The sequence below is a fragment of the Cryobacterium sp. SO2 genome (assembly GCF_026151165.2).
Classification (GTDB): domain Bacteria; phylum Actinomycetota; class Actinomycetes; order Actinomycetales; family Microbacteriaceae; genus Cryobacterium.
The window spans coordinates 2,350,911-2,372,838 of the sequence record NZ_CP117849.1 but is presented as its reverse complement, the minus strand read 5'-3'; the positions used below and the strand labels follow the sequence as shown (position 1 = coordinate 2,372,838).

21 protein-coding genes are annotated in these 21,928 nt (G+C 68.6%); 17 read left to right on the top strand and 4 right to left on the bottom strand.

The window, feature by feature from the left end; genetic code table 11:
• Window positions 1-23: 23 nt before the first annotated feature.
• From BJQ94_RS10970 to BJQ94_RS10945, 6 genes are all read left to right on the top strand, one after another.
• The gene (locus BJQ94_RS10970; protein ID WP_265400244.1) at window positions 24-548 is read left to right on the top strand and encodes a DUF1269 domain-containing protein; all 525 of its coding nucleotides are present in this window, start codon (window positions 24-26) and stop codon (window positions 546-548) included.
• Window positions 549-668: 120 nt separating this feature from the next.
• Window positions 669-1,025 (top strand): YraN family protein, encoded by a 357-nt coding sequence (locus BJQ94_RS10965; RefSeq protein ID WP_265400335.1) that lies wholly within the window; start codon window positions 669-671, stop codon window positions 1,023-1,025.
• Between the two features lie 41 nt (window positions 1,026-1,066).
• Entirely contained in the window at window positions 1,067-2,602 is a 1,536-nt protein-coding gene (locus BJQ94_RS10960) for a YifB family Mg chelatase-like AAA ATPase (protein WP_265400245.1), read from the top strand.
• A complete protein-coding gene (gene dprA, locus BJQ94_RS10955; protein WP_265400246.1) occupies window positions 2,599-3,858 on the top strand; it encodes a DNA-processing protein DprA in 1,260 nt (419 codons plus the stop codon). The genes BJQ94_RS10960 and dprA overlap by 4 nt, the downstream gene beginning before the upstream one ends.
• Window positions 3,859-4,036: 178 nt before the next feature.
• Window positions 4,037-5,011, top strand: a complete 975-nt coding sequence (locus BJQ94_RS10950; RefSeq protein ID WP_265400247.1) for a phosphodiesterase — start codon at window positions 4,037-4,039, stop codon at window positions 5,009-5,011.
• Between the two features lie 71 nt (window positions 5,012-5,082).
• Window positions 5,083-6,015, top strand: a complete 933-nt coding sequence (locus tag BJQ94_RS10945) for a tyrosine recombinase XerC (RefSeq protein WP_265400248.1) — start codon at window positions 5,083-5,085, stop codon at window positions 6,013-6,015.
• Window positions 6,016-6,031: 16 nt separating this feature from the next.
• Here the strand turns inward: BJQ94_RS10945 and BJQ94_RS10940 are convergent, their stop codons facing one another.
• Window positions 6,032-6,715 carry a M23 family metallopeptidase gene (locus BJQ94_RS10940; protein WP_265400249.1) on the bottom strand — a complete coding sequence of 228 codons (684 nt, stop codon included), beginning with the start codon at window positions 6,713-6,715 and terminating at the stop codon, window positions 6,032-6,034.
• Window positions 6,716-7,040: 325 nt separating this feature from the next.
• Between BJQ94_RS10940 and rpsB the strand changes: the two genes are divergently transcribed.
• The 9 genes from rpsB (at window position 7,041) to BJQ94_RS10895 (ending at window position 13,830) form a co-directional block, all read left to right on the top strand.
• Window positions 7,041-7,964, top strand: coding sequence for a 30S ribosomal protein S2 (gene rpsB / locus BJQ94_RS10935; RefSeq protein ID WP_265400250.1), 924 nt, complete (start codon window positions 7,041-7,043; stop codon window positions 7,962-7,964).
• A gap of 11 nt (window positions 7,965-7,975) precedes the next feature.
• On the top strand, window positions 7,976-8,803 hold the full coding sequence (tsf, locus tag BJQ94_RS10930; protein ID WP_265400251.1) for a translation elongation factor Ts: 828 nt from the start codon (window positions 7,976-7,978) through the stop codon (window positions 8,801-8,803).
• A 211-nt stretch (window positions 8,804-9,014) separates the two neighbouring features.
• Window positions 9,015-9,731 carry a UMP kinase gene (pyrH, locus tag BJQ94_RS10925; protein ID WP_265400252.1) on the top strand — a complete coding sequence of 239 codons (717 nt, stop codon included), beginning with the start codon at window positions 9,015-9,017 and terminating at the stop codon, window positions 9,729-9,731.
• 31 nt (window positions 9,732-9,762) lie between these two features.
• A complete protein-coding gene (gene frr / locus BJQ94_RS10920) occupies window positions 9,763-10,317 on the top strand; it encodes a ribosome recycling factor (protein WP_265400253.1) in 555 nt (184 codons plus the stop codon).
• Window positions 10,318-10,330: 13 nt separating this feature from the next.
• Window positions 10,331-11,311 (top strand): phosphatidate cytidylyltransferase, encoded by a 981-nt coding sequence (locus tag BJQ94_RS10915; protein WP_265400254.1) that lies wholly within the window; start codon window positions 10,331-10,333, stop codon window positions 11,309-11,311.
• A gap of 46 nt (window positions 11,312-11,357) precedes the next feature.
• A complete protein-coding gene (locus BJQ94_RS10910; protein WP_265400255.1) occupies window positions 11,358-11,909 on the top strand; it encodes a DivIVA domain-containing protein in 552 nt (183 codons plus the stop codon).
• A gap of 133 nt (window positions 11,910-12,042) precedes the next feature.
• Entirely contained in the window at window positions 12,043-12,726 is a 684-nt protein-coding gene (locus BJQ94_RS10905) for a lytic transglycosylase domain-containing protein (protein ID WP_265400256.1), read from the top strand.
• 51 nt (window positions 12,727-12,777) lie between these two features.
• Entirely contained in the window at window positions 12,778-13,077 is a 300-nt protein-coding gene (locus BJQ94_RS10900) for a hypothetical protein (protein WP_265400257.1), read from the top strand.
• A gap of 24 nt (window positions 13,078-13,101) precedes the next feature.
• Window positions 13,102-13,830, top strand: coding sequence for an alpha/beta hydrolase (locus tag BJQ94_RS10895; RefSeq protein ID WP_265400258.1), 729 nt, complete (start codon window positions 13,102-13,104; stop codon window positions 13,828-13,830).
• Between the two features lie 75 nt (window positions 13,831-13,905).
• Here BJQ94_RS10895 and BJQ94_RS10890 read toward each other — a convergent pair whose 3' ends face one another.
• Together BJQ94_RS10890 and BJQ94_RS10885 are read right to left on the bottom strand one after the other, a co-directional pair.
• Complete coding sequence (locus tag BJQ94_RS10890) at window positions 13,906-14,955, bottom strand: AI-2E family transporter (protein ID WP_265400259.1); 1,050 nt, start codon at window positions 14,953-14,955, stop codon at window positions 13,906-13,908.
• A gap of 33 nt (window positions 14,956-14,988) precedes the next feature.
• The gene (locus tag BJQ94_RS10885; RefSeq protein WP_265400260.1) at window positions 14,989-16,602 is read right to left on the bottom strand and encodes a DivIVA domain-containing protein; all 1,614 of its coding nucleotides are present in this window, start codon (window positions 16,600-16,602) and stop codon (window positions 14,989-14,991) included.
• Window positions 16,603-16,867: 265 nt separating this feature from the next.
• Here BJQ94_RS10885 and BJQ94_RS10880 point away from each other — a divergent pair, with 265 nt between their 5' ends.
• The gene (locus tag BJQ94_RS10880) at window positions 16,868-18,673 is read left to right on the top strand and encodes a hypothetical protein (RefSeq protein WP_265400261.1); all 1,806 of its coding nucleotides are present in this window, start codon (window positions 16,868-16,870) and stop codon (window positions 18,671-18,673) included.
• Window positions 18,670-19,650, top strand: a complete 981-nt coding sequence (locus BJQ94_RS10875) for a tetratricopeptide repeat protein (protein WP_265400262.1) — start codon at window positions 18,670-18,672, stop codon at window positions 19,648-19,650. The genes BJQ94_RS10880 and BJQ94_RS10875 overlap by 4 nt, the downstream gene beginning before the upstream one ends.
• 97 nt (window positions 19,651-19,747) lie before the next feature.
• Here BJQ94_RS10875 and glgB read toward each other — a convergent pair whose 3' ends face one another.
• Complete coding sequence (glgB, locus tag BJQ94_RS10870) at window positions 19,748-21,910, bottom strand: 1,4-alpha-glucan branching protein GlgB (RefSeq protein ID WP_265400336.1); 2,163 nt, start codon at window positions 21,908-21,910, stop codon at window positions 19,748-19,750.
• Window positions 21,911-21,928: the final 18 nt, after the last annotated feature.

Here is a 21,928-nt window from a genome sequence, read left to right as displayed (position 1 = left end):
CGACTAGTGAGCAAGGAGTCCCCATGTCCGACGAATCAGTCTTCCTCTACCTCGGTGTCTATCCCGACACCGCAACGGCCGAGTCCGACCTCGATGTGGTGCGTGAGTTGCACTCCGAGAAGGTGATCGGAACCTACGACGCCGCGGTAGCGACAAAGGAGGCCGACGGCTCCGTGCAGGTGCACCGCAAGACCAGCAAGCACGCCGGCTGGACCGGCGTAGCCGCAGGGGCCGTCGTCGGCCTGCTCTTTCCGCCGGCCATCATCGGCACCGCGATCGTCGGGGGTGCGGCGGGCAGCGTCGTCGGCCACTTCTGGCGCAGCCTGGATCGCGGTGACATCAAGGAACTCGGCGAGATGCTCGATTCCGGCGAGGCCGCCCTCATCGTGGTGGGCAAGGACCGCCTCGAAGAGGAGTTCCGCCGCGCCGGGCTCGTGGCCCAGCGGCACATCGAGAAGGAGCTCAAGGTCGATGCCAAGGAGCTCGACAAGGAGCTGGCCACGGCCTCCCAGGAGATGCAGACGGCGGAGCGCACCGACACCGTCTGACCCTGGTGTGCTCTGGCGGGCCCGCTCCTCCACAGGGGGCGGGCCCGTCACATGTGCACAGGTTCTGCCCGTCTCACGCAGCCGGATGCCCGCCGCCGCACGCTGGTCGCGGAGGTGCTCGTGGCACGCAAGGACGAAGTGGGCAGGCGTGGGGAAGACCGCGCGGCCGAATACCTGTTGCAGGCGGGGTACACGCTGGTGGAGCGCAATTGGCGTTGTACGCAGGGTGAGATCGACCTGATCGTCGCCAGAGGCGATGACGTGGTGTTCGTCGAGGTGAAGACCCGTTCGGGAACAGCGTTCGGGCATCCGTTCGAGGCGATCACCGTGGCCAAGCTGGCCCGGTTGCGCCGCCTCGCGGGCGCCTGGTGCGAGCAGTCTGACCTGCACCCGCGCCGCATCCGCATCGATGCCGTTGCCGTGATCGCCCGCCCGGGCCGGGAGCCGGAAATCGAGCACCTCGAGGGCGTGTTCTGATGGGTGCAGCCTGATGGGCGCGTTCTGATGGGACGGCTCTAATGGGACTGGCCCGCACCCACTCCGTCGCCCTGATCGGCCTCGCCGGGTCGCTCGTCGAGGTCGAGGCCGACATCTCCAACCAGCTGCCGGGGATGAAACTGATCGGGCTGCCGGATGCCGCCCTGGCCGAGGCCGCCGAACGGGTGCGTGCGGCGGCCAAGAACTCCGGCTGCGCGTTGAACGGCCACAAGCTCACCGTGAACCTGTCACCCGCCGCGCTGCGCAAGCACGGGTCGGGTTTCGACCTCGCCATCGCCCTGGCCTGCCTCGCCGCCGACGACGTCATTCCGGCGGACTCCGTTGCCGCCGTGGTGCACATCGGCGAACTCGCCCTCGACGGTCGGCTTCGGCCGACGCCGGGCATCCTTCCGGCCGTGATCGCCGCGGCCCGGTTCGGACGCCGCACGGTGATGGTGCCCGCCGGCAACGCCGACGAGGCGGCGCTGGTGCCCGGCATCCGTGTGATCGGGGTCGCCTCTCTGCGGGATGCCCTGATCTGGCACGGCGCACGGCTGGTACCGGTCGATGTGGATGTGCTGACCGCTCCCGCCGAGGACGAGCGGATCGACGAGACCCTCGACCTGCTCGACGTCGTCGGAAACGACGAGGCGATCCTGGCCCTGCAGGTGGCCGCGGCCGGTGGGCACCACGTGTTCATGCTCGGCCCGCCGGGTGCGGGAAAAACCATGCTCGCGGCCAGGCTGCCGGGGCTGCTGCCCGACCTGGGCGAGGCCGCGTCACTCGAGGTGAGCTCGCTCCGATCGCTCAGCGGCCGACCTGTGGGCCGTTCGCTGATCACCCGGCCGCCGCTGGAGGCCCCGCACCACACCATCACCGCCGCCGCCATGGTGGGCGGGGGCAGCGGGCAGATCCGGCCGGGCGCGGCAGCGCGGGCCTCCCACGGCGTGCTGTTCCTCGACGAGGCACCCGAATTCGCCGCTCCAGTGCTCGACGCGCTCCGACAGCCCCTCGAGTCCGGCCGGATCAGCATCCACCGGGCGAACGCCACAGCGCACTTTCCCGCCCGGTTCCAGCTGGTGCTGGCCGCGAACCCCTGCCCGTGCGGGCAGTACGGCGCCGGCGACCAGGATTGCAGCTGCCCGCCCAACGCCAGACGGCGCTACCTCGCCCGGCTCTCCGGCCCGCTGCTGGATCGAATCGACATCCAGCTGAACGTCAAACGGGTGAGCATCGCGGAGCTTCGGCTGGCCGCCGACGGCCACCGCCTGTCGAGCGCCGTCGCTCGCGAGCGGGTGGTCGCCGCCAGGGCGGCGGCGGCCGAGCGGCTCGCCAGCACACCGTGGACGCTGAACTCCGAGGTCCCCGGGCCCTGGCTGCGCGGGGCGCAGACCCGGTTGGGCGGCCAGGTCACGGCGATGCTCGACCGCGCGCTGGAACGCGGCGGCATCACCATGCGCGGCTACGACCGCATCCTGCGGGTGGCGTGGTCCATCGCCGACCTGGCGGGCGTGCAGCGACCTGGACCAGACGAAGTGGGGCAGGCCCTCTACCTGCGGAAGGGAATGGCGTCATGACCATATTCGGCCTCGAGGAGAACGCCGTTCGAACGGCCGTCGCTGCCGTGCGCACCGGCGACACCGGAGCCGCGGCGGAGGCGGAACCCGGCGAGGTGTTCGCCCGGGCCGCCTGGACCAGCATCGCCGAACCGGGTGACGGGGTGGCCGGCACCGTCGTGGGCATCCTCGGCGCGGCCGGCGCGCTGAGGGCCGTGGTTGAGGCCTGGCCTGCCGACCGCTTCAGCCGGAGCCTGGCGGCCGGGGTGGACGAGAACGGCGCGGGGGATGCCGCGGGGCTGCGCCCGGAGTTGGAACAGGCGCTGGCCAGGTGGCGGCCCCGGCTCTCCTCGGCCGAGGTGATGCGGTCGCTGCAGCAGGCCCAACGCACCGGAACCGCCCTGCTCCTGCCCGGCGACCCGCTCTGGCCGGAGGGGGTCGAGGATCTCGGACGGCATGCACCGCTCGCTCTCTGGTGGCGTGGCCGGAGTGGCGCCGTCGACGCGCTCAGACACTCGATCGCCCTGGTCGGCGCCAGGGCGGCCACGGGTTACGGCGAGCATGTGGCCATGGAGGCCGCCGCGGGCCTCGTCGACCGGGGCCTCGCCATCGTCTCCGGTGCGGCGTACGGCATCGACGGGATGGCCCACAGGTCGACGCTGGCCAGCAATGGAACGACGGTTGCGTTCCTCGCCGGGGGAGTGGACCGCTTCTATCCCAGCGGCCACGACGCCCTGCTCACCCGCATCGTGGAGGCCGGTGCCGTGATGAGCGAACTGCCCTGCGGCGCGGCACCCACCAAATGGCGCTTCCTGCAACGCAACCGGCTGATCGCCGCCGCGAGCCAGGCCACCGTGGTGCTGGAGGCGGGCTGGCGCTCCGGGTCACTCAACACGGCCGGGCACGCGGCCGCGCTCGGGCGCCCGCTTGGCGCCGTGCCCGGGCCTGTCACGTCGCCGACATCGGCCGGCTGCCACCGGCTGCTGCGCGACTACGACGCCATCTGCGTGACCACGGCCGCCGAAATGGCCGAACTGATCGGAGTGGGTGTCGACCTGGAACTGGACCTGACCGGCACAGACGGGGCCACGCCGCGCGAGCGCACGAGCGAGCAGGTGCGGGTCTTCGACGCGCTGAGCGTGCGGGCTCCGCGCGTGCCCGCCGAGATCGCCCGGCGCTCCGGGCTTTCCACTGCGGCGGTCCTCGGTGCGCTCGGCACCCTCGACCTCGAGGGCTCCGCCCGGGAACGCGCCACCGGCTGGGTGCGCGTCACCTGACCGCGCAGGGTCGCGCAACTGTTTCCCGTCCGGACAATTGTTGCCGGCGCACCGGGCGCATTTGTCCGGAACGGGAACAGTTGCGCCGGGCGGGTCGGCGGGTACGCCTAGGGTGAAACGTGAACGTGCGACGCAGCGTGCGCGCGCGGAGCGGTTCGAGAACGTGAGGGGTCAGCCAATGACGGGAACAGCACCGACCGACGGGAAGCACGCCGCCCGGCCGGTTCCATCCGTGCAGATGGGCCAGTACCCGGCGGCCAGCCATCTGATCGCCCACCTGAGCGACACCCACTTCCTCGCCGCCGCCGCCGACGGCAACGGGCGGCTGCTCTACGACGCCGTCGACACCGACAGCACCGTGCACCGGGCCATGGCGCAGCTCGAGGCCTCCGGCCTGGACATCGACGCTCTCGTGTTCACCGGCGACATCGCCGACCGGGGCGAACCGGATGCCTACCGCCGGGTGCGCGACATCGTCGAGGCCTCCGCCGGGCGCATGGGTGCCGAGCTGATCTGGGTTATGGGCAACCACGACGAACGCGGCGCGTTCCGCGCCGAACTTCTGCGCGGGAAGCCGCACTCCGGCCCCGACGATGCCCCGGTGGACGCGGTGGTCGACCTCAACGGGCTGCGCGTGATCTCGCTCGACACGAGCGTGCCCGGTTACCACCACGGTGAGATCTCGTCCGACCAGCTCGCCTGGCTGAGCGACGTGCTCGCCGAACCCGCTGAGCACGGCTCCCTGCTCGCGCTGCACCACCCACCGGTGCCCACCGCCCTGCCCCTGATGACGATCCTCGAGCTGCGCGAACAGGCCGCACTGGCCACCGTGCTGGCCGGCAGTGACGTGCGCGCGATCCTGGGCGGCCACCTGCACTACGCCACCACCGGGCTGTTCGCCGGCATCCCGGTGTCTGTTGCCGCGGCCACCTGCTACACCATCGACGCCGCGGCCCCGCCGCGCCAACTCACCGGCGTAGGCGGTGGCCAGTCGATCAACCTCGTGCACGTCTACGCCGACCAGGTTGTGCACTCCAACGTGCCACTGGGCGCCTTCGACGTGGTCACCCGCTTCGATCCGGCCTACCTCGACCGGATGGAGGCCCTCGACGCCTCCGACCGTCTGGAGGCCTTTTCCCGGCACACCGCGTAGCGGCGGCCGATGGATACCCGGATATTCGAGTCGCTGCCGTGATCCCCGGCCAGGGGGGAGATGCTGGAAGCATGCACCTCGACCCCGCGATCGACGGGTACGCCCGCTACCTCAGCACCGAGCGCGGGTTTTCCACGAATACCGTGCGCGCTTACTGCGCCGACCTTGCCGGACTGGCGACGTTCGCCGAAAGCCGGGGGGTGGCCGAAGTCACCGAGATCGGCCTTGAGCTGCTGCGCGACTGGCTGTGGACGGGGACCGAAGCCGGATTGGCCCGCGCGACGATCGCGCGCCGGTCCGCGTCCGCCCGCGGTTTCACCGCCTGGCTCACCCGGGAAGGCACGCTGCCCAGCGACCCCGCCGTGCGCCTGCGCTCACCGAAACCCGGCCGCGCCCTGCCGCGGGTGATCAACCGCAGCCAGATGCAGGACCTGCTCGACCGGCTCGAGGCGGCAGCCCGCGCTGGCGACCCCGGCCCGGTGCGCGACCTGGCCATCATCGAGCTGCTCTACGCCTCCGGCCTGCGCGTCTCCGAGCTCGTCGGGCTCGACGTGGGCGATGTCGACCTCTCCCGTCTCACCGTGCGGGTCACCGGAAAGGGCGACAAAGAACGCGTCGTGCCCTTCGGCGTTCCGGCGCAGACCGCGGTTGTTCGGTACCTGACCGTCGCCCGACCGATACTGGCTGCCGCGCCGGCCAGCGGCGGCAGCCCGGCTCCGGCCGACACCGCGGCGCTGTTCCTCGGCACGCACCGGAACCGTCTCGGCGTGCGCGCCGTGTACCGCACGGTGGCCGGGCTGCTGGAAACCCTGCCAGGCACCGGGCCATCTGGCCCGCACGCCCTGCGCCACACGGCGGCCACCCACCTCCTCGACGGCGGCGCCGACCTGCGGGCCGTGCAGGAGATGCTCGGCCACGCAAGCCTCGGCACCACTCAGATCTACACCCACGTCTCGGCGGAGCGCCTGCAACAGAGTTACCGACTCGCGCACCCGCGCGCCTGACCCCGCAGACGCCTCCTCAGGATGCCGGGGGCAGCGGGAGCAGGATGGCCCTGGGGACCCCGCCGAAGAACAACATTGGCGAGATGTACTGGCCGTGCCGACGCGCACCGAGATGCACACATCGTCGGTCGCAGTGCGCGCCCGTCGCCACGACGCCCACCGCCTGGCCGGCGCTGACGCGCTCGCCCACGCCCACCGTCGCGGTGACCGGTTCGAGGCTGGAGACCAGGTCTCCGGCGTGCTGGATGGACACCACCGGCCGATCGGCGATGATTCCCGCGAACGAGACGACACCGTCGGCGGGGGAGCGCACCGGGGAGCCCGGCTGCGCCGCCAGGTCGATGCCGCGATGCCCGGCGGCGAAGAGGGTCGGCGGCGCCTCGAAGGCGTGCAGCAGCTCGTGCGGCGGATCGACCGGCCAGGTCCACCGCTCAGCAGCACCCGCCACGGCTGCCGGTGCTCGACCCGGTGCTGAACCCGGCGCCGCACCCGCCACCGCCGCGCCCGCTTCACTCGGCGCAACGGTGGCGGATGCTGCGGGGGCGACCACTGCGGCCGGGGCCGCCGACACGGTTGGCGCCGCACGGGCAGTGGTCGACGCGGGCACGGCCAGGGTGGGCACGATGACCGCGAGCAGGAGGACAACAGCGACACCGAGACGCGCGGAGAACCCGGTGACGGAGAACCGTGAGAGTGTCATGCGGCGATCCTCGGCGCTTCCGCCCGACGGATTGCGCGCGGGACGACGACGGTGGAACCAGCGGAGACACGAACGCCTGTTGAGGAGGGGCGCGGGAGCAGCCGGCCGGTCAGCGGGAGGGGGCCGCCGGGTGCTAGAGTTCTCTGAGCAGCGCTTTGTGCGCTGACTACGCGTGCCCATTCGGCCAACACACCCATTCGGTCCTGACTTCGCAAGAAGACGGGCGGGCTGTGCGCCGGGCACCAGGAGTAGTGGTCATCCGATCACGACACAAACCGATGGGCGTTTTCTGCTGTGCAGAAACGTCAGATAAGGAGTACGGCTCATGGCCGTCGTAACCATTCGCCAGCTGCTCGACAGCGGCGTGCACTTCGGGCACCAGACCCGCCGTTGGAACCCGAAGATGAAGCGATTCATCTTCACCGAGCGTTCCGGCATCTACATCATCGACCTGCAGCAGTCGCTCGGGTTCGTTGACAAGGCCTATGACTTCGTCAAGGAGACCGTCGCCCACGGCGGCACCATCCTCTTCGTCGGCACCAAGAAGCAGGCGCAGGAATCGATTTCGGAGCAGGCGACGCGTGTCGGCCAGCCCTACGTCAACCAGCGCTGGCTCGGTGGCCTCCTCACCAACTTCCAGACCGTCTCCAAGCGTCTGGCTCGCATGAAAGAGCTCGAAGAGCTCGACTTCGAGGACACCGCCAAGAGCGGTTTCACGAAGAAGGAAATGCTCATCAAGAAGCGCGAGCTCGTCAAGCTGCACAAGAGCCTCGGCGGAATCCGCAACCTGACCAAGACGCCGTCCGCGCTCTGGGTTGTCGACACCAACAAGGAGCACCTCGCCATTGACGAGGCGCGCAAGCTCGGCATCCCCGTCATCGCGATCCTCGACACCAACTGCGACCCCGACGACGTCCAGTACCCGATCCCGGGCAACGACGACGCCATCCGTTCCGTGGGCCTGCTGACCCGCATCATCGCGGACGCCGCGGCCGAGGGCCTCATCCAGCGTCACCAGAAGCCGGAAGAGGGCGCCGAAGTCGAGCCCCTCGCCGCCTGGGAAGCCGAGCTGCTCGCCGCCCCGGCCGAGACCACGCCCGAGCAGTCCTCCGCTGACACCGAGAAGGTCGCCGACGCCACCGTCGACGCCGAGCCGGTTGTCGAAGAGGCGCCCGTCGCCGAGCCCGCAGCTGCCGAAGCCGCAACCGAAGAGGTTGCAGCCGACGCTCCCGTAGCCGACACCAAGTAAGGACCCCAGGTATGGCAAACTTCAACCTCGAATCCGTCAAGATCCTGCGCGAGCGCCTCGGCACCGGCATGGTCGACACCAAGAACGCACTCGTGGAAGCCGATGGCGACATCGAGCGCGCGGTCGAGATCCTGCGTCTCAAGGGTGCAAAGGGCAACGCCAAGCGCGCTGACCGGTCCACCTCTGAGGGCCTCGTCGCCGCCAAGGTCATCGGAAACACCGCCTACCTGCTGGAGCTCGCGTGCGAGACCGACTTCGTCGCCAAGGGCGAGAAGTTCGGCGCTCTCTCCGAGAAGGTGCTTAACGCGGTCTCCGCTGCCGGCGCCACCACCGTCGCCGAGGCGCTTGCCGCTCCGGCCGATGGCCAGACCGTTGGCGAACTCATCAACGGCGAAGCCGCGATCATCGGCGAGAAGTTCGAACTTCGCCGTGTCGCAGCCGTCACCGGTGAGAACTTCGAGATCTACCTGCACAAGACCAGCAAGGACCTGCCCCCGCAGGTCGGCGTGGTCCTCGGCTACTCCGGTACCGACGCAGCGACCGCTCGCAGCATCGCCCAGCACATCTCGTTCGCGAACCCGGAGTACCTGGCTCGCGAAGACGTCCCCGTGGAAGCCGTCGAGGCCGAGCGTCGCATCGTCACCGAGATCAGCGAGAACGAGGGCAAGCCGGCCGCCGCGCTGCCCAAGATCGTCGAAGGCCGCATCCACGCGTACTTCAAGCAGGTTGCCCTGCTCGAGCAGGACTACGCCAAGGACAACAAGCTGTCCGTGGCCAAGGTCCTCTCCGACGCTGGCCTGACCGTTTCCGGCTTCGCCCGGTTCAAGGTCGGCGCGTAACCAGCACCGCAGTAAGTCACCACAGCAGTAAATCAAAACCGCAGTAAGACAGGAGGAGATCGGATCGCCCAGGCAATCCGGTCTCCTTCTTCTCTGCGTAGCGTCACCCTCCAGCCACGGTCCCGTTCTGCGGAACGTCAACGGGGTACAGCCCACCGGTGCTCAACCGGTAGTTTTAGAGTCAGGTCACAACGGAAGGACGCTCACGGGCATGTCAGATACGGGTACGAAGCGCAGGGTCCTCCTCAAGCTGTCGGGTGAGGCCTTCGGGGCCGGAAGCCTGGGCGTCAACCCCGACGTCATCAGCAGCCTCGCCCGCGAGATCGCCGAAGCGGCCAAGACCGTCGAGATCGCGATCGTCGTCGGCGGCGGCAATTTCTTCCGCGGCGCCGAACTCTCCCAGCGCGGCATGGACCGCGGACGCGCCGACTACATGGGCATGCTGGGCACCGTCATGAACGCCCTCGCCCTGCAGGACTTCCTCGAGCAGGCCGGCGCTGAAACCCGGGTGCAGTCCGCCATCGCCATGACCCAGGTCGCCGAACCGTACATCCCGCGTCGCGCCGAGCGTCACCTGGAAAAGGGCCGCGTCGTCATCTTCGGCGCCGGCGCCGGCCTGCCCTACTTCTCCACCGACACCGTGGCCGCCCAGCGCGCCCTCGAGATCGGCGCGGAGGTTGTGCTGGTGGCCAAGAACGGTGTCGACGGTGTCTACTCCGACGACCCGCGCACCAACCCCGACGCACACAAGATCCACAGCATCACCTACCAGGATGCGCTCCAGCGCGGCCTCAAGGTCGTCGACTCGACGGCGTTCAGCCTGTGCATGGACAACAGCATGCCCATGCGGGTCTTCGGGATGGCTCCGCACGGCAACGTGACCGCCGCCATCCTCGGCGCCGAACTGGGAACCCTCGTCTCCAACTAGGATTATTGAAGCCACCGAAGAAGGAGTCACCGTGATTGCGGATGTCCTGTCCGATACCACTCAGCGCATGACCAAGGCGCTCGAGGCCGCGAAAGAAGACTTCGCCACCGTGCGAACCGGGCGTGCGAACCCGCAGATGTTCCAGAAGATCCTGGTCGACTATTACGGCACCCCCACACCGCTGGGCCAGCTCGCCTCGCTGCAGAACCAGGAAGCGCGCACGCTCCTGATCACGCCGTACGACAAGAGCGCCCTCCGCGACATCGAGAACGCCATCAGGGACACTCCGAACCTCGGCGCCAACCTCGGCAACGACGGCGTCGTCATCCGGGCGTCACTGCCGGAGCTGACCAACGACCGTCGCAAGGAATACGTCAAGATCGTCAAGACCAAGGGCGAAGACGCGAAGATCTCCGTGCGCAACCTCCGCCGCAAGGCGAAGGACGAACTCGACGCCCTCAAGAGCGAGGTCGGCGACGACGACGTGGCCCGCGCTGAGAAGGAACTCGAGCAGATCACCAAGACGCACATCGACAGCATCGATGACGCGCTCAAGCGCAAGGAAGCCGAGCTCCTCGCCATCTAGGGGAGGTGAAGCAATGACTGACGATCCAGGACCCGTCAAGCCGCCCCACCGGGAACGCGGCGCGACTCGGGCCGAGTTCCGGGCGCAGGTGCAGTCGACCAAGGCTGACATCGAGCGGCAGGTTCAGGCCACCAGGGCCCAACTGGACGCCACGAACGAGCGCATCGAGGCGCGCACCGGACGGAACCTCGTTCTGGCGACCCTGATCGGCCTGGGCCTCGGCGGTCTCATGCTGGTGAGCCTGATCTTCATCAAGGCCCTGTTCATGATCCTGGCCGTCGTGGTGGTCGCCTTCACCTCCCTCGAACTCGCGGAGGCCCTGCGCCGTGCCGGCCGCAACGTTCCCCGGATCCCGGTGATCGTCTCGGCCGTTGCCGTGGTTCCCGCCGCGTTCTACCTGGGAGCAGGCGGCCAATGGTTCGCGATGCTCCTGGGCATCGTCGTCATCACCCTGTGGCGATTGGCCATGCTGGTGATCCCCGCTCACCGGGTACCCATGAGGATCCTGCTCGGCGACATCGGTGCCGGATTCCTCATCCAGGTCTACGTCGTGTTCCTCGCCAGTTTCGCCGTTCTCCTGGTGGCCCAGCCCGACGGCGAATGGTGGACTCTGTCGTTCCTGCTTCTGGTGATCTCGGCCGACACGGCCGCCTACGCCTCGGGACTCTCGTTCGGCAAGCACCCGATGGTGCCCACCATCAGTCCCAAGAAGACCTGGGAAGGCTTCGCCGGTGCGGCTCTGGCCACCATCGTGGTGGGCATCCTGCTGGCAGTGCTCATGCTCGGTCAGCCCTGGTGGTTCGGAGCCGTCTTCGGCGTGGTGATCCTGATCGCCGCCACCTTCGGCGACCTGGCCGAGTCCCTGATCAAGCGGGACCTCGGCATCAAGGACATGAGCTCCTGGCTACCCGGGCACGGTGGATTCCTCGACCGCCTCGACTCGATCCTGCCGTCGGCCGCTGCCGCATACGGCCTCTACCTGATCTTCGCCTGACCGCGTGGCTTTCGACACTCGAGCGCGCGTGAGGCAGAATGAGGCGGTGAGCACAACGTTTCCGCGGACCAGCAAGAAGACGCTCGGCTACAACCTCAAGCAGGTCGAGGAGTTCCTCGAGTCGACACGCCAGGCGTATGACGACGACGAGGACGCTCCGACCAAGCTGACGGCCGCCGATATCCGTCACACCGCCTTCGCCATGCACAAGGGCGGCTACTCGCCCGAGCACGTCGACGCCGCCCTCGAACGCCTCGAGGACGCGTTCGCCGCGAGGGAACGGGACCGTGCCGCCAGCGCGATGGGGGACCAGGCGTGGCTCGACCAGGCGCGCAGCACCGCCCAGGTGCTGATCAACCGCCTGGGACGTCCGTCAGGTCGCCGATTCTCCCGCACCACGGTTCTCAGCACCGGCTACAACCGGGCCGACGTCGACAGGTTCTCGGCGAAGCTGGTCAAGTATTTCCAGGACGGCCACCCGGTCACCGTCGACGACGTGCGCACCGCGGTCTTCCGGCCGCAGCGGGCGGGATATCGCGAGGCGCAGGTCGACCTGGTGCTCGACAGTGTCGTCGACGTGATGCTCGCCGTTCGGTGAGCCGGCGTGTCGTTATCTGGCTGTTACACACGATCTGAGCTAGGGTCGAAGAATCGTGGGTAGACATCTGAACACTTCCGCGCCCGTCAGGGGCGCATCATCGGCGAGACGACTGGCCGATCGGCCGCTCGCTGTGCACTCCGGCGCACGCACCGCGCTCAGCGTGAGCGTCGCCGCGCCGCGCTCCACCCGTCCGCCGCTGCGCAGCATGCAGCGACCGACGTCCCGCGGCCACGTCGCGCTCTCCCTCTTCGCGTTCACCGCAGCCGCCGCGTTCGTGCTTGTCACCGTGGTCGACCCGTACTCCGGCGCCACCGCGTCCCCCTACTTCCAGGTGCCCGGAGCTGCATCCGACCGCTATGACGGTGAGGCCGCGCAGTCGTTGCTGGTGGCCAGCACAGTGGAGAACACCGTCACAGTCGAGGGCTACACCATCGTGGAGCCCGAACCCGAGCCTGTCCCCGTGATCGCCGCATCCACCGGGTCGACGAGCGCTGCCTCGGCGGCCGTGCCCAACCCCGGCTCCGCCCAGGCCTACGCCTACGGCGCGGTGGCCGCCCGCGGCTGGGGCGAAGACCAGTACAACTGCCTGGTGTCACTCTGGAACAAGGAATCCGGCTGGCGTGTGAACGCGGCCAACCCGAGCGGGGCGTACGGTATTCCGCAGGCTCTCCCCGGCTCGAAGATGTCCTCGGCCGGAGCAGACTGGCAGACCAACGCCGGCACCCAGATCGAATGGGGCCTGGGCTACATCAGCGGACGCTACGGCACTCCCTGCGGCGCCTGGGGACACTCCGTCGACGTCGGCTGGTATTAGGCGGCAACCGCCGCCACGGGCCGCCGCAGGCAGCCCGGGTAGACTGGACTCATGCCGCGCAGCAATCGCCCAAAGGGCCGCCGAAGCGGCACGGGGGAAGACGAGAGTGACGATCTGGCCCGCCTGCTGGCCGGATGGCGCCGCACCGAACCCAAGCGGGACGGTGTGTGGCACGTGCAGCCGATCAGCGCGGCGCAGGCCGTCAAGACCTATCTCTGCCCCGGCTGCCGGCTCGAGATCGCGCCGGGCGTCGCCCATCTGGTGACCTGGCGCGGCGACGGCGTCACCGGCGACGCGGCTGATCTCGAGGCCCGCCGGCACTGGCACCTGCACTGCTGGAAGATCAAATGACGTTGAATGAGTAGGGGAATGCCCATGACCGGTCCTGTCGAGATCCGCGGCGGGATCGATCTGCCGGCTGTCCGTGAACAGATCGAACTGCACACCGACGACGGGCTCACCCTGGTGGGGGAACTGGCCATTCCGGTGGACCGCCCCATCGTCGCCACCCTGGTGACCCTGCATCCGCTGCCCACTCACGGCGGCTTCATGGACTCGCACATCCTGCGTAAGGCCGCCGGGCGACTGCCGGCCCTGGCCGACCTCGCCGTGCTCAGATTCAACACCAGGGGAACCAGCTCGCCGCGCGGCACCAGCGAGGGCAGTTTCGGGCACGGGGACACCGAACGCGCCGACGTCGCGGCCGCGATGGCCTTCGTCGCCGAGCGCGGCCTGCCGAATCCGTGGCTGGTGGGCTGGTCGTTCGGCACCGAACTGGCGATCAAGTACGGTCTCGAGCACCCTGTCCGCGGCGCCATCCTGCTCTCGCCGCCGCTGCACCGGGCGACGGATGCCGAATTGGCGGCCTGGGCGGGTGACGAACGTGCCCTCGTGGTACTTGTGCCCGAACACGACGACTACCTGCGTCCAGCCGAGGCCCGCGAGCGATTCGCGAGTGTGCCCGATGCGACGGTGATCGCCGTGGACGGTGCCAAGCACCTGTGGGTGGGGGAGACCCAGACCCGCCGGGTGCTGAACGAAATCGTCGCGGTGGTGAACCCGTCGGCATCCCCGCTGCCGGACGAGTGGGCCGGGCCGCTCTAGAACGCCGTTAGGTGGGGCGGAGACGCCCGGCAGCCTACGAGCCGGGCTGGACGTCGCCCGGCGCGTCCAGGCGGCTTAGAGCTCGTTCTGGCGGGGGATGACAACCTGCTTGATGATCATGATCACCGATGCGGCCACCGGGATCGCGATCAGGGCACCGAGGATACCCAGCAGGGAGCCGCCGGCAAGTGCGGCGACCACAACGACGGCGCCGGGAACGGCCACTGCCCGGTTCATGATGTTCGGGCTCAGCACGTATGCCTCGATCTGCATGTAGACGAGGTAGTAGATGGCGGCCACGAGCACGGTCAACCAGGAGCTTCCGATCCCGGGGATCATGCAGGTCGCGACGATCAGGACGGAGCCGGTGATCGTGCCGACCAGGGGGATCAGCGAGAACAGGAACGCGATCACGGCCAGCAGTGCGGGGAACGGGGCACCGATGATGGACAGGAAGATGAAGCTGAGCACCCCGTTGCAGGCGGCCAGCGCACCCTGGCCGACGATGAAGCGACCGACAGCCGTGGTGATCTGTTCGCTCAGGTCCGCGAAACGCTCGCGCTTGGAGGCCGGTACGAGCTGGTAGGTGGCCCGCTTGATGCTGTTCAGTGACGCCGTGAAGTACAGGGTGAGGATCAAGATGATCAGGCCGCCGAACAGGCCGCTCACGATGGCGACCCCTGAAGCGACGATGGCGGAGGTGATCGTCGTCACGTTCCCACCGAGGTAGTCCGTGATCGACTCGGTGATCTTCTGCACGTCCAGGCCGGGGAACTGGTTCTGCACGTCATCGAGGAAGGTAGAACTGTTGACCGACTTGACGAGCTCCGGGATGCGTTCGGAGAGATTGGCGACCTGGTCAACGATGATCGGCACGATCGCGAAGATGACGCCGGTCAGCACCCCCAGCACGGCGATGAGGACCGTGAGAATGGCGGCCCAGCGGGGGAACCTCTTCTTCTCCAGCCAGGAGACGGCCGGATCGAGGCCGAGGGCGAGGAACAAGGCCGCGCCGACGTAGGTGATGATCGTCGACAAGGACACGACCGAGCTCAGGATCAAGACCCCGACCCCGACTCCCAGCGTGCCGACCAGGCCCAGACGGAAGGCGTTTTGGATTTTCACGGGTTCCCCACTATCGATCTGTGCGTTGTCTGACTAGTCCTGGTCGGAATTGACCTTCTCAGCCTGGGTCAGAACACTGCGCAAGCTCTCGAAGTAGCCGGCGACAGAGTCGCGCTCAATCCTAATCTGGGCCAGACGGTCTTCAGCGTCAGTGACCAGTTCACGGGTGCGTGCCTCCGCATCGGCGAGGAGCGCGGCTGCACGGTCCTCGGCGTCGCGCACGATCCGTTCGGCGTCATCGTTTGCGGTCTTCCGCTGCGCCTTGGCCTCTTCTCTGGCCCCGGCATCGAGCTTTTCGTTGAGCGCGCGAAGCTCGACGGTGCGGGCGTTGGTGTCGGAGAGCTGCTTGGCGGAGTCGTCGAGGTACTTCTGGGTCTGGGCGACGGCCTGCTGGTGACGGGTCAGGTGGTCCTGCTCCGCCTCGTCACGCCTGGCCTTGAGCTCGACCTCGAGGTCGGCGCGGATCTGGTCGATCTCCCGGCGGAGCTTGGCAGCCTCGTGCTCGCCGCGCTTGCGCGTGGCCGTGAGGTGGTTGTCCAGGTCGATCCTGGCCTGCTCGCTGTCGGCGTCGAAGTCGGCCTTGGTCTGTTCGAGCTCGCGGGCCAGATCGGCCCTGGCCTGCTCGATCTCAGCCGCGAGGTCGGCGTGCGCCTTGTCGAGGTCGCGGGTGACACCGGCGCGGTCACGGTCCAGTTCCCGGTCGAGGTCGGTGTGCGCCTGCTCGCCCTCGATGGCGAGAGCGGCGCGCGCCTGCTCGATCTCACGGGCCAGGTCGGTGCGGCCCTGTTCGATCTCCACGGACAGATCGGAGCGAGCCTGCTCGGTCTCGTGCGCCAGGTCGATCCGGGCCTGCTCGGTTTCCCGGGCCAGGTCGATGCGGTCCTGCTCGGTCTCGGCGGCAAGGTCGATGCGGGCCTGTTCGGTTTCCCGGGCCAGGTCGGCGCGCTGCTGGTCCAGCTCGTGGGCGACCTCGGCGCGGGTCAGCTCGGTTTCCCGGGTGAGGCCGGCGGCGATCTCCCTGGCCTCGGTGGCCTCGCGCTGGGCGACGACCCGCACCTCTGCGGCCTCGCGCTCGGCCTCTGAGCGCAGCGCAGCCACTTCGCGCTTGACGGTGGCGCGCAGTTCGGCGGCCTCAGTGGCCACAGCGCCGCGGATGGCGGCGGCCTCCGCCAGGGCGTCCTGGGTGAGTTGTTCGTGGGTCTCGCGAGCGCGGTCGAGCAGGTCGTCTGCCTCCGCCTGGGCGTCGGCGAGCAGCCGGCCGGCCTTGACGGTCGCGTCGGAGACAGATCGTCCGGCGTGCTCCGACGCCTGACGCTTCATCGCGTCCACCTCGGCGGATGCGGAGGCGCGCAGCTTCTCGGCGTCGATGTCGGCCTGGGCGATCACACGGGTGGACTGCTCCTCCGCGACCCGCAGCGTGTTCTCCAGCTTGGTGCCCAGACCGGAGAAGGTGGGGCTGCCGACCTCTTCGATCTCGGCGTTGAGGTCGTCGATCCTGGCGCTGAGGCGCTTGATCTCTTTCGCGGACTCCGTGCTCTGCGCGTTCGCCTGGATGAGGTCGCGGCGAAGACCCTGGAGAGCCTTGTCGACCTCGTCCTTGTCGTACCCACGGAACACCTGGGTGAAGTCAGCCTCTTCGGTCGCCACGTTCTCTCCTCATAATGGGGCCCATCCCCGACTGTGAAAGCCGGAGCAGCCCGTGTAATTTTAGTGCCCGCCGGGGCCGGTATCCCCGCGATAGCCCCGGGAATGCGGCCGGACCTGGGCGAAAACCCGCAAAACGACGCTATTAGGCACCTCTCAGGAGCGTCCACTATCGTAAGACGTCCGTGTCTGTTGCTTTCCGGCCCCGACAAGCGGTGGCATATGTTGTTGAACACAGCCATCGGCAGGCAACACAGGAGGGTTTTACGTGCGTTTCGTCTTTGCCATTTTGGCATTCGTCCTCGCCGCGCTGATGATCGCATTCGGCATCGCGCAGCGGACTGTCTTTCTTGAACCAGCATCAACGAGCCTGACCGCCACGATCGAGGACGGCTCCCCGTACGCCGTCATCGACGGCAGCGCCCTCGCCGCGCAACCGGGCAGCCAGACCATCACCGTGACCGGGTCAGACACCGTGTTCATGGCCTACGGTCGTACCGCCGACATCCAGGCCTGGATCGGCGACGACGAGTACGCGAACGTGGGCCTCGACGCCGAGTCGCAGACGTTCACGGTGACGACGGCAACCGGCACGCCGGTCGAGTCGGCGGCGACGGCCGTGCCGGCCGAGCTGCCCACCAACCCGGCAGGCTCCGACCTGTGGCTGGAAGAGTTCACCGGCCAGGGCTCCCTGACCACCACGCTGAACGTGCCTGACGGCATCTCGGTCGTGCTCGCCTCCGACGGCACCGCTCCGGCGCCGACGGACATCACCGTGGCCTGGCCGACCGACAACTCCACCCCGTGGGCCGGTCCGCTGATCGTGGGCGGTGCGCTGATGGCACTGATCGGCTTCGTCATCTACCTGCTCGGCCTGCTGCACTTCCGCCGCTCCCGTCGTCCGCGGCGCAACGTGCCCCGCGGTCCCCGGATGCCGCGGCTTCCGCGCGCACCGCGCCCCAAGACCATCAAGGCCAGCGAGATCACCGGGCCGCGCCGCTCGATCGGTCGGTCCATGATCGCCGTGCCTCTCGTTCTGCTCACCGGGTTCGCGCTCACCGGGTGCTCTCCGGAGTTCTGGCCTACCGCTGCGCCCGAGGCCACCGGCACCGCGACGGCCACACCCTCGCCGTCCGCGACGGACACCGAGGCACCCGTGGTCGACGACGTGCCGCCGCCCGCCGTGACGCAGCCGCAGCTGGAGCGCATCGTCGGTGACATCGTCACGCTGACCGCCGCCGCTGACGCGAGCCTGGACGCCGACACCCTCGGCACCAGGTTCACCGGTCCCGCCCTCGAACAGAGGCTCGCCAACTACAAGATCCGGTCAGCGGACTCGTCGTTCACGCCGACCATCGCGTTGCCGGATGCCCCGCTGCGGCTGACCCTGCCGCAGCAGACCGCAACCTGGCCGCGGGTGGTCATGACGGTGCTGCAGCCTGTTGATGAAACGGTCGAGCCGACCATGGCGCTGGTACTCAAGCAGGCGTCTCCGCGGGAGAAGTACATGGTGGAGTACGCCATTCAGTTGGAGGCCTCTGCGAAGGTTCCCGGTGTGGCCCCGGCCAGCATCGGTGCTCCGCTGGTCGCTCCAGACAACAAGTTCATGACCATGGCACCCAATGAGGTCGGGCCCGCCTATGCGGATATCCTGCTCAACGGCGAGGCCAGCGCGTCGTTCCCGCTCTTCGAAGCCGAGGGCGACACCCTGCGCACCCAGAAGGGCGCCGAATTCAAGACCCAGCAAGAGGCGGAACTTGAAGACACCGGCTCGATCGAGTTCAGCAACGCCGTAGGAACCGGCGACGTCGTCGCCCTTGCCACGAACGATTCCGGCAGTATCGTGGCCGTGAGCGTCAACGAGATCACGACAGTGAAGGCCGTGAACGGCAAGGCGACAATCACGCTCGAGGGTCCGAGCAAGGCGCTCTCCGGTATGGACAGCACCTCAAAGGGCGTGCAGAGCACGTCCAACGAACAGATCCTCTTCCATGTGCCCCCCGCAAACTCAACCGACAAAATCGTTCTCCTTGGCTTCAGCCAGGGACTGATCTCTTCCGTGGAGCTTCCATGACCGTTGTCCCCCCAGCCGGCGCCAACCTGCGCGGAGCCGTCGACCTGTCCTCGCTCGTGAACCGTCCGCCCGCTCCCGTTCCCGGTTCCGGCCATGGCGCGCACAGCACCGGCACGGTTCAGGGCGGCGCCGTGGCCGGCACGGTCCCGGTTCCGAACCTCGTGCTCGAGGGCACCGACACCAACTTCGCCGAGCTGCTCGAGCTGTCCAAGTTCGTGCCGGTAATCGTGGACCTCTGGGCACAGTGGAGCGAACCGGCCACCCAGCTGACCCCGGTGATCGAGAACCTGATCCGCGAGTACAACGGGCGTTTTGTGCTCGCCACCGTCGACATCGACACGAACCCGCAGCTCGCCCAGGCCTTCCAGGCCACCTCGGTGCCCACCCTCGCCGCCGTCATCAACGGCCAGCCCGTTCAGCTGTTCGACGGTGTGCTGCCCGTGGTGCAGATCCGCGAGGTGTTCGAGCGCGTTCTCGAGCTCGCCGCGCAGCACGGCGTGACCGGCGTCGCCGACGCCGCAGAGGCGCCAGCGGGGGAGCCCGCCGAGCCCGTGGAACCCGAGCTGCCGCCGCACCACCGCGAGGCGTACGACGCGATCGACCGCGGCGACTACGCGGCGGCCATCGACATCTACAAGCTGGCCCTGGCCCGCGACCCCCGCGACGCCATGGCCACCGCCGGCCTCGCCCAGGTGAGCCTGCTCGGCCGGCTGCAGGGCAAGACCATCGCCGAGGTGCGCTCGGCCGCCGCGGCCGCCCCCGACGATCTCGAGGCGCAGCTGCTCGTCGCCGACCTGGACCTGTCCGGCGGGCACATCGAGGACGCCTTCGACAGGCTCCTCGGACTCTTCCCCGGCCAGGACGCTGCCGGCAAGAACATGATCCGCCAGCGGATGCTCGAACTCTTCGAGGTCGTCGGCACCGACGACCCCCGGGTGCCGCCGGCCCGCAAGCGCCTCACGGCTCTGCTCTACTAGCCGATCCGGTCTGCGAGCGCAGCCGGGCTGCTCGCGAAAGCGCCCGTGTGGTCACCCCAGCTAGCTGAGGTGCCCGAACGGGCGCTTTCGCGTTCCGCTAGCGGCGCAGGCGCAGCCAGAGGGCACCGAGCGGCGGCAGGGTGAGGGTGGCGGATGCGGGCCGGCCCGCCCACGGTTCGGCCAACGCGTGCACCTCGCCGAGGTTGCCCACGCCGGAGCCGCCGAAGTTCTCGGCATCCGTGTTGAGGATCTCGTCCCAGGTGCCGGCCTGGGGCAGGCCGACCCTGTACGCGGTGTGCGGATTGCCGGAGAAATTGAACAGGCAGGCGACGGGGGTGCCGTCGTTGTCCCAGCGCAGGAACGTGATCACGTTCTCGGCAGCGGCACCGCCGTCGAGCAACTCAAACCCGCCGGGCTCGTTGTCGCGCGCCCAGAGGCTCGGGGTGTCCCGGTAGACCCGGTTGAGCTGGCCGACCAGGTTGAACAGGCCGCGGTGGCCGGGCTGGTCGAGCATCCACCAGTCCAGGCCGCGTTCTTCGCTCCACTCGGAGCGCTGGCCGAACTCCGACCCCATGAACAGAAGCTGCTTGCCCGGGTGCGCCCACATGAACGCCAGGTAGACCCGCACATTGGCGAGCTGCTGCCACGGGTCACCCGGCATCTTGGCGATCAGCGAGCCCTTGCCGTGCACGACCTCGTCGTGGCTGATCGGCAGCAGGAAGTTCTCGCTGAACGCGTAGACGAACGAGAACGTCATCTCGTTGTGGTGGTAGGCGCGGTGCATCGGGTCTTCGCTCATGTACTCGAGCGAGTCGTGCATCCAGCCCATGTTCCACTTGAGGCCGAAACCGAGGCCGCCGCCGGAGGTGGCCGCCGTGACGCCGCCCCAGTTGGTGGACTCCTCGGCGATCATGATGGTGCCGGGGTTGCGCTTGTACGCGGTGGCGGTGATCTCCTGCAGCAGGCTGATCGCCTCGAGGTTCTCCCGGCCGCCGAACTTGTTCGGCTCCCACTCGCCGTCTTTGCGGGAATAGTCCAGGTACAGCATCGACGCGACGGCGTCGACCCGGAGGGCGTCGATGTGGAACTCCTCCAGCCAGTACAGCGCGTTGGCGACGAGGAAGTTGCGCACCTGCATCTGACCGAAGTCGAACACGTAGGTGCCCCAGTCCATCTGCTCGCCGCGGCGGGGGTCAGGGTGCTCGTACAATGCCTGCCCGTCGAAGCGGGCCAGGGCGAAGTCGTCCTTGGGGAAGTGGCCGGGCACCCAGTCCATGATCACGCCGATGCCGGCCTGGTGCAGCCGGTCGATCAGGTAACGCAGGTCGTCCGGGTGGCCGAAACGGCTCGTCGGCGCGTAGTAGCCGGTGACCTGGTAGCCCCACGATCCGCCGAACGGATGCTCGGACAGCGGCATGAACTCCACATGCGTGTAGGCCAGTTCTTCCAGGTAGCCGATCAGCTCGTCGGCCAGGGCCCGGTAGCCCAGACCGGGCCGCCAGGAGCCCACGTGCATCTCGTAGACGCTCATGGCCCGGTTGTGCGGGTCGGTGGCGCTGCGGGTCGCGAGCCAGTCCTGGTCGCCCCAGGTGTACGCGGTCTCGCCGACGACCGACGCCGTGAGCGGCGGAACCTCGGTGTATCTGGCCATCGGGTCGGCCTTCTGGATCCACTGGCCGGCCTGGGTGAGGATCTCGAACTTGTAGTTGGAGCCGGCCGTGAGGCCGGGCACGAACAGCTCCCAGACGCCCGTGCTGCCCATGTTGCGCATGGCGTGCAGGATGCCCGACCAGCTGTTGAAGTCGCCGATGATGCGCACAGCGCGGGCGTGCGGCGCCCAGACCGAGAACGAAGTGCCGCTGACGGGTTTGGTCACCCCGGTGAAGGTGCGCACGTGGGCGCCCAGAACATCCCAGAGTCGTTCGTGGCGGCCCTCGCCGATCAGGTGCAGGTCGAGCTCGCCGAGAGTCGGCCGGTAGCGGTAGGGGTCGTCGCTGACCCAGGCCGGTCCGCCCTCGTAGTGCGCCTCGATCTCGTAGTCCTGCGGGCCGATGGTGCTGACGCCCTGCCAGATGCCGTAGCCCAGGTGCGCCAACTCGACCCTGGCGCCGGTGGACAACACGGCGATGACCTCGGTGGCCAGTGGACGCAGCGCCCGGATGACCGTGAGCGGGTCGACGATGTCGGGCAGGTCGAGCAGGTGCTGGCCGAGCACCTCGTGCGGGTTGTAGTACGACCCCACCGAGACGGTCTCGAGCACGTGGGCGGAGAAGACGGG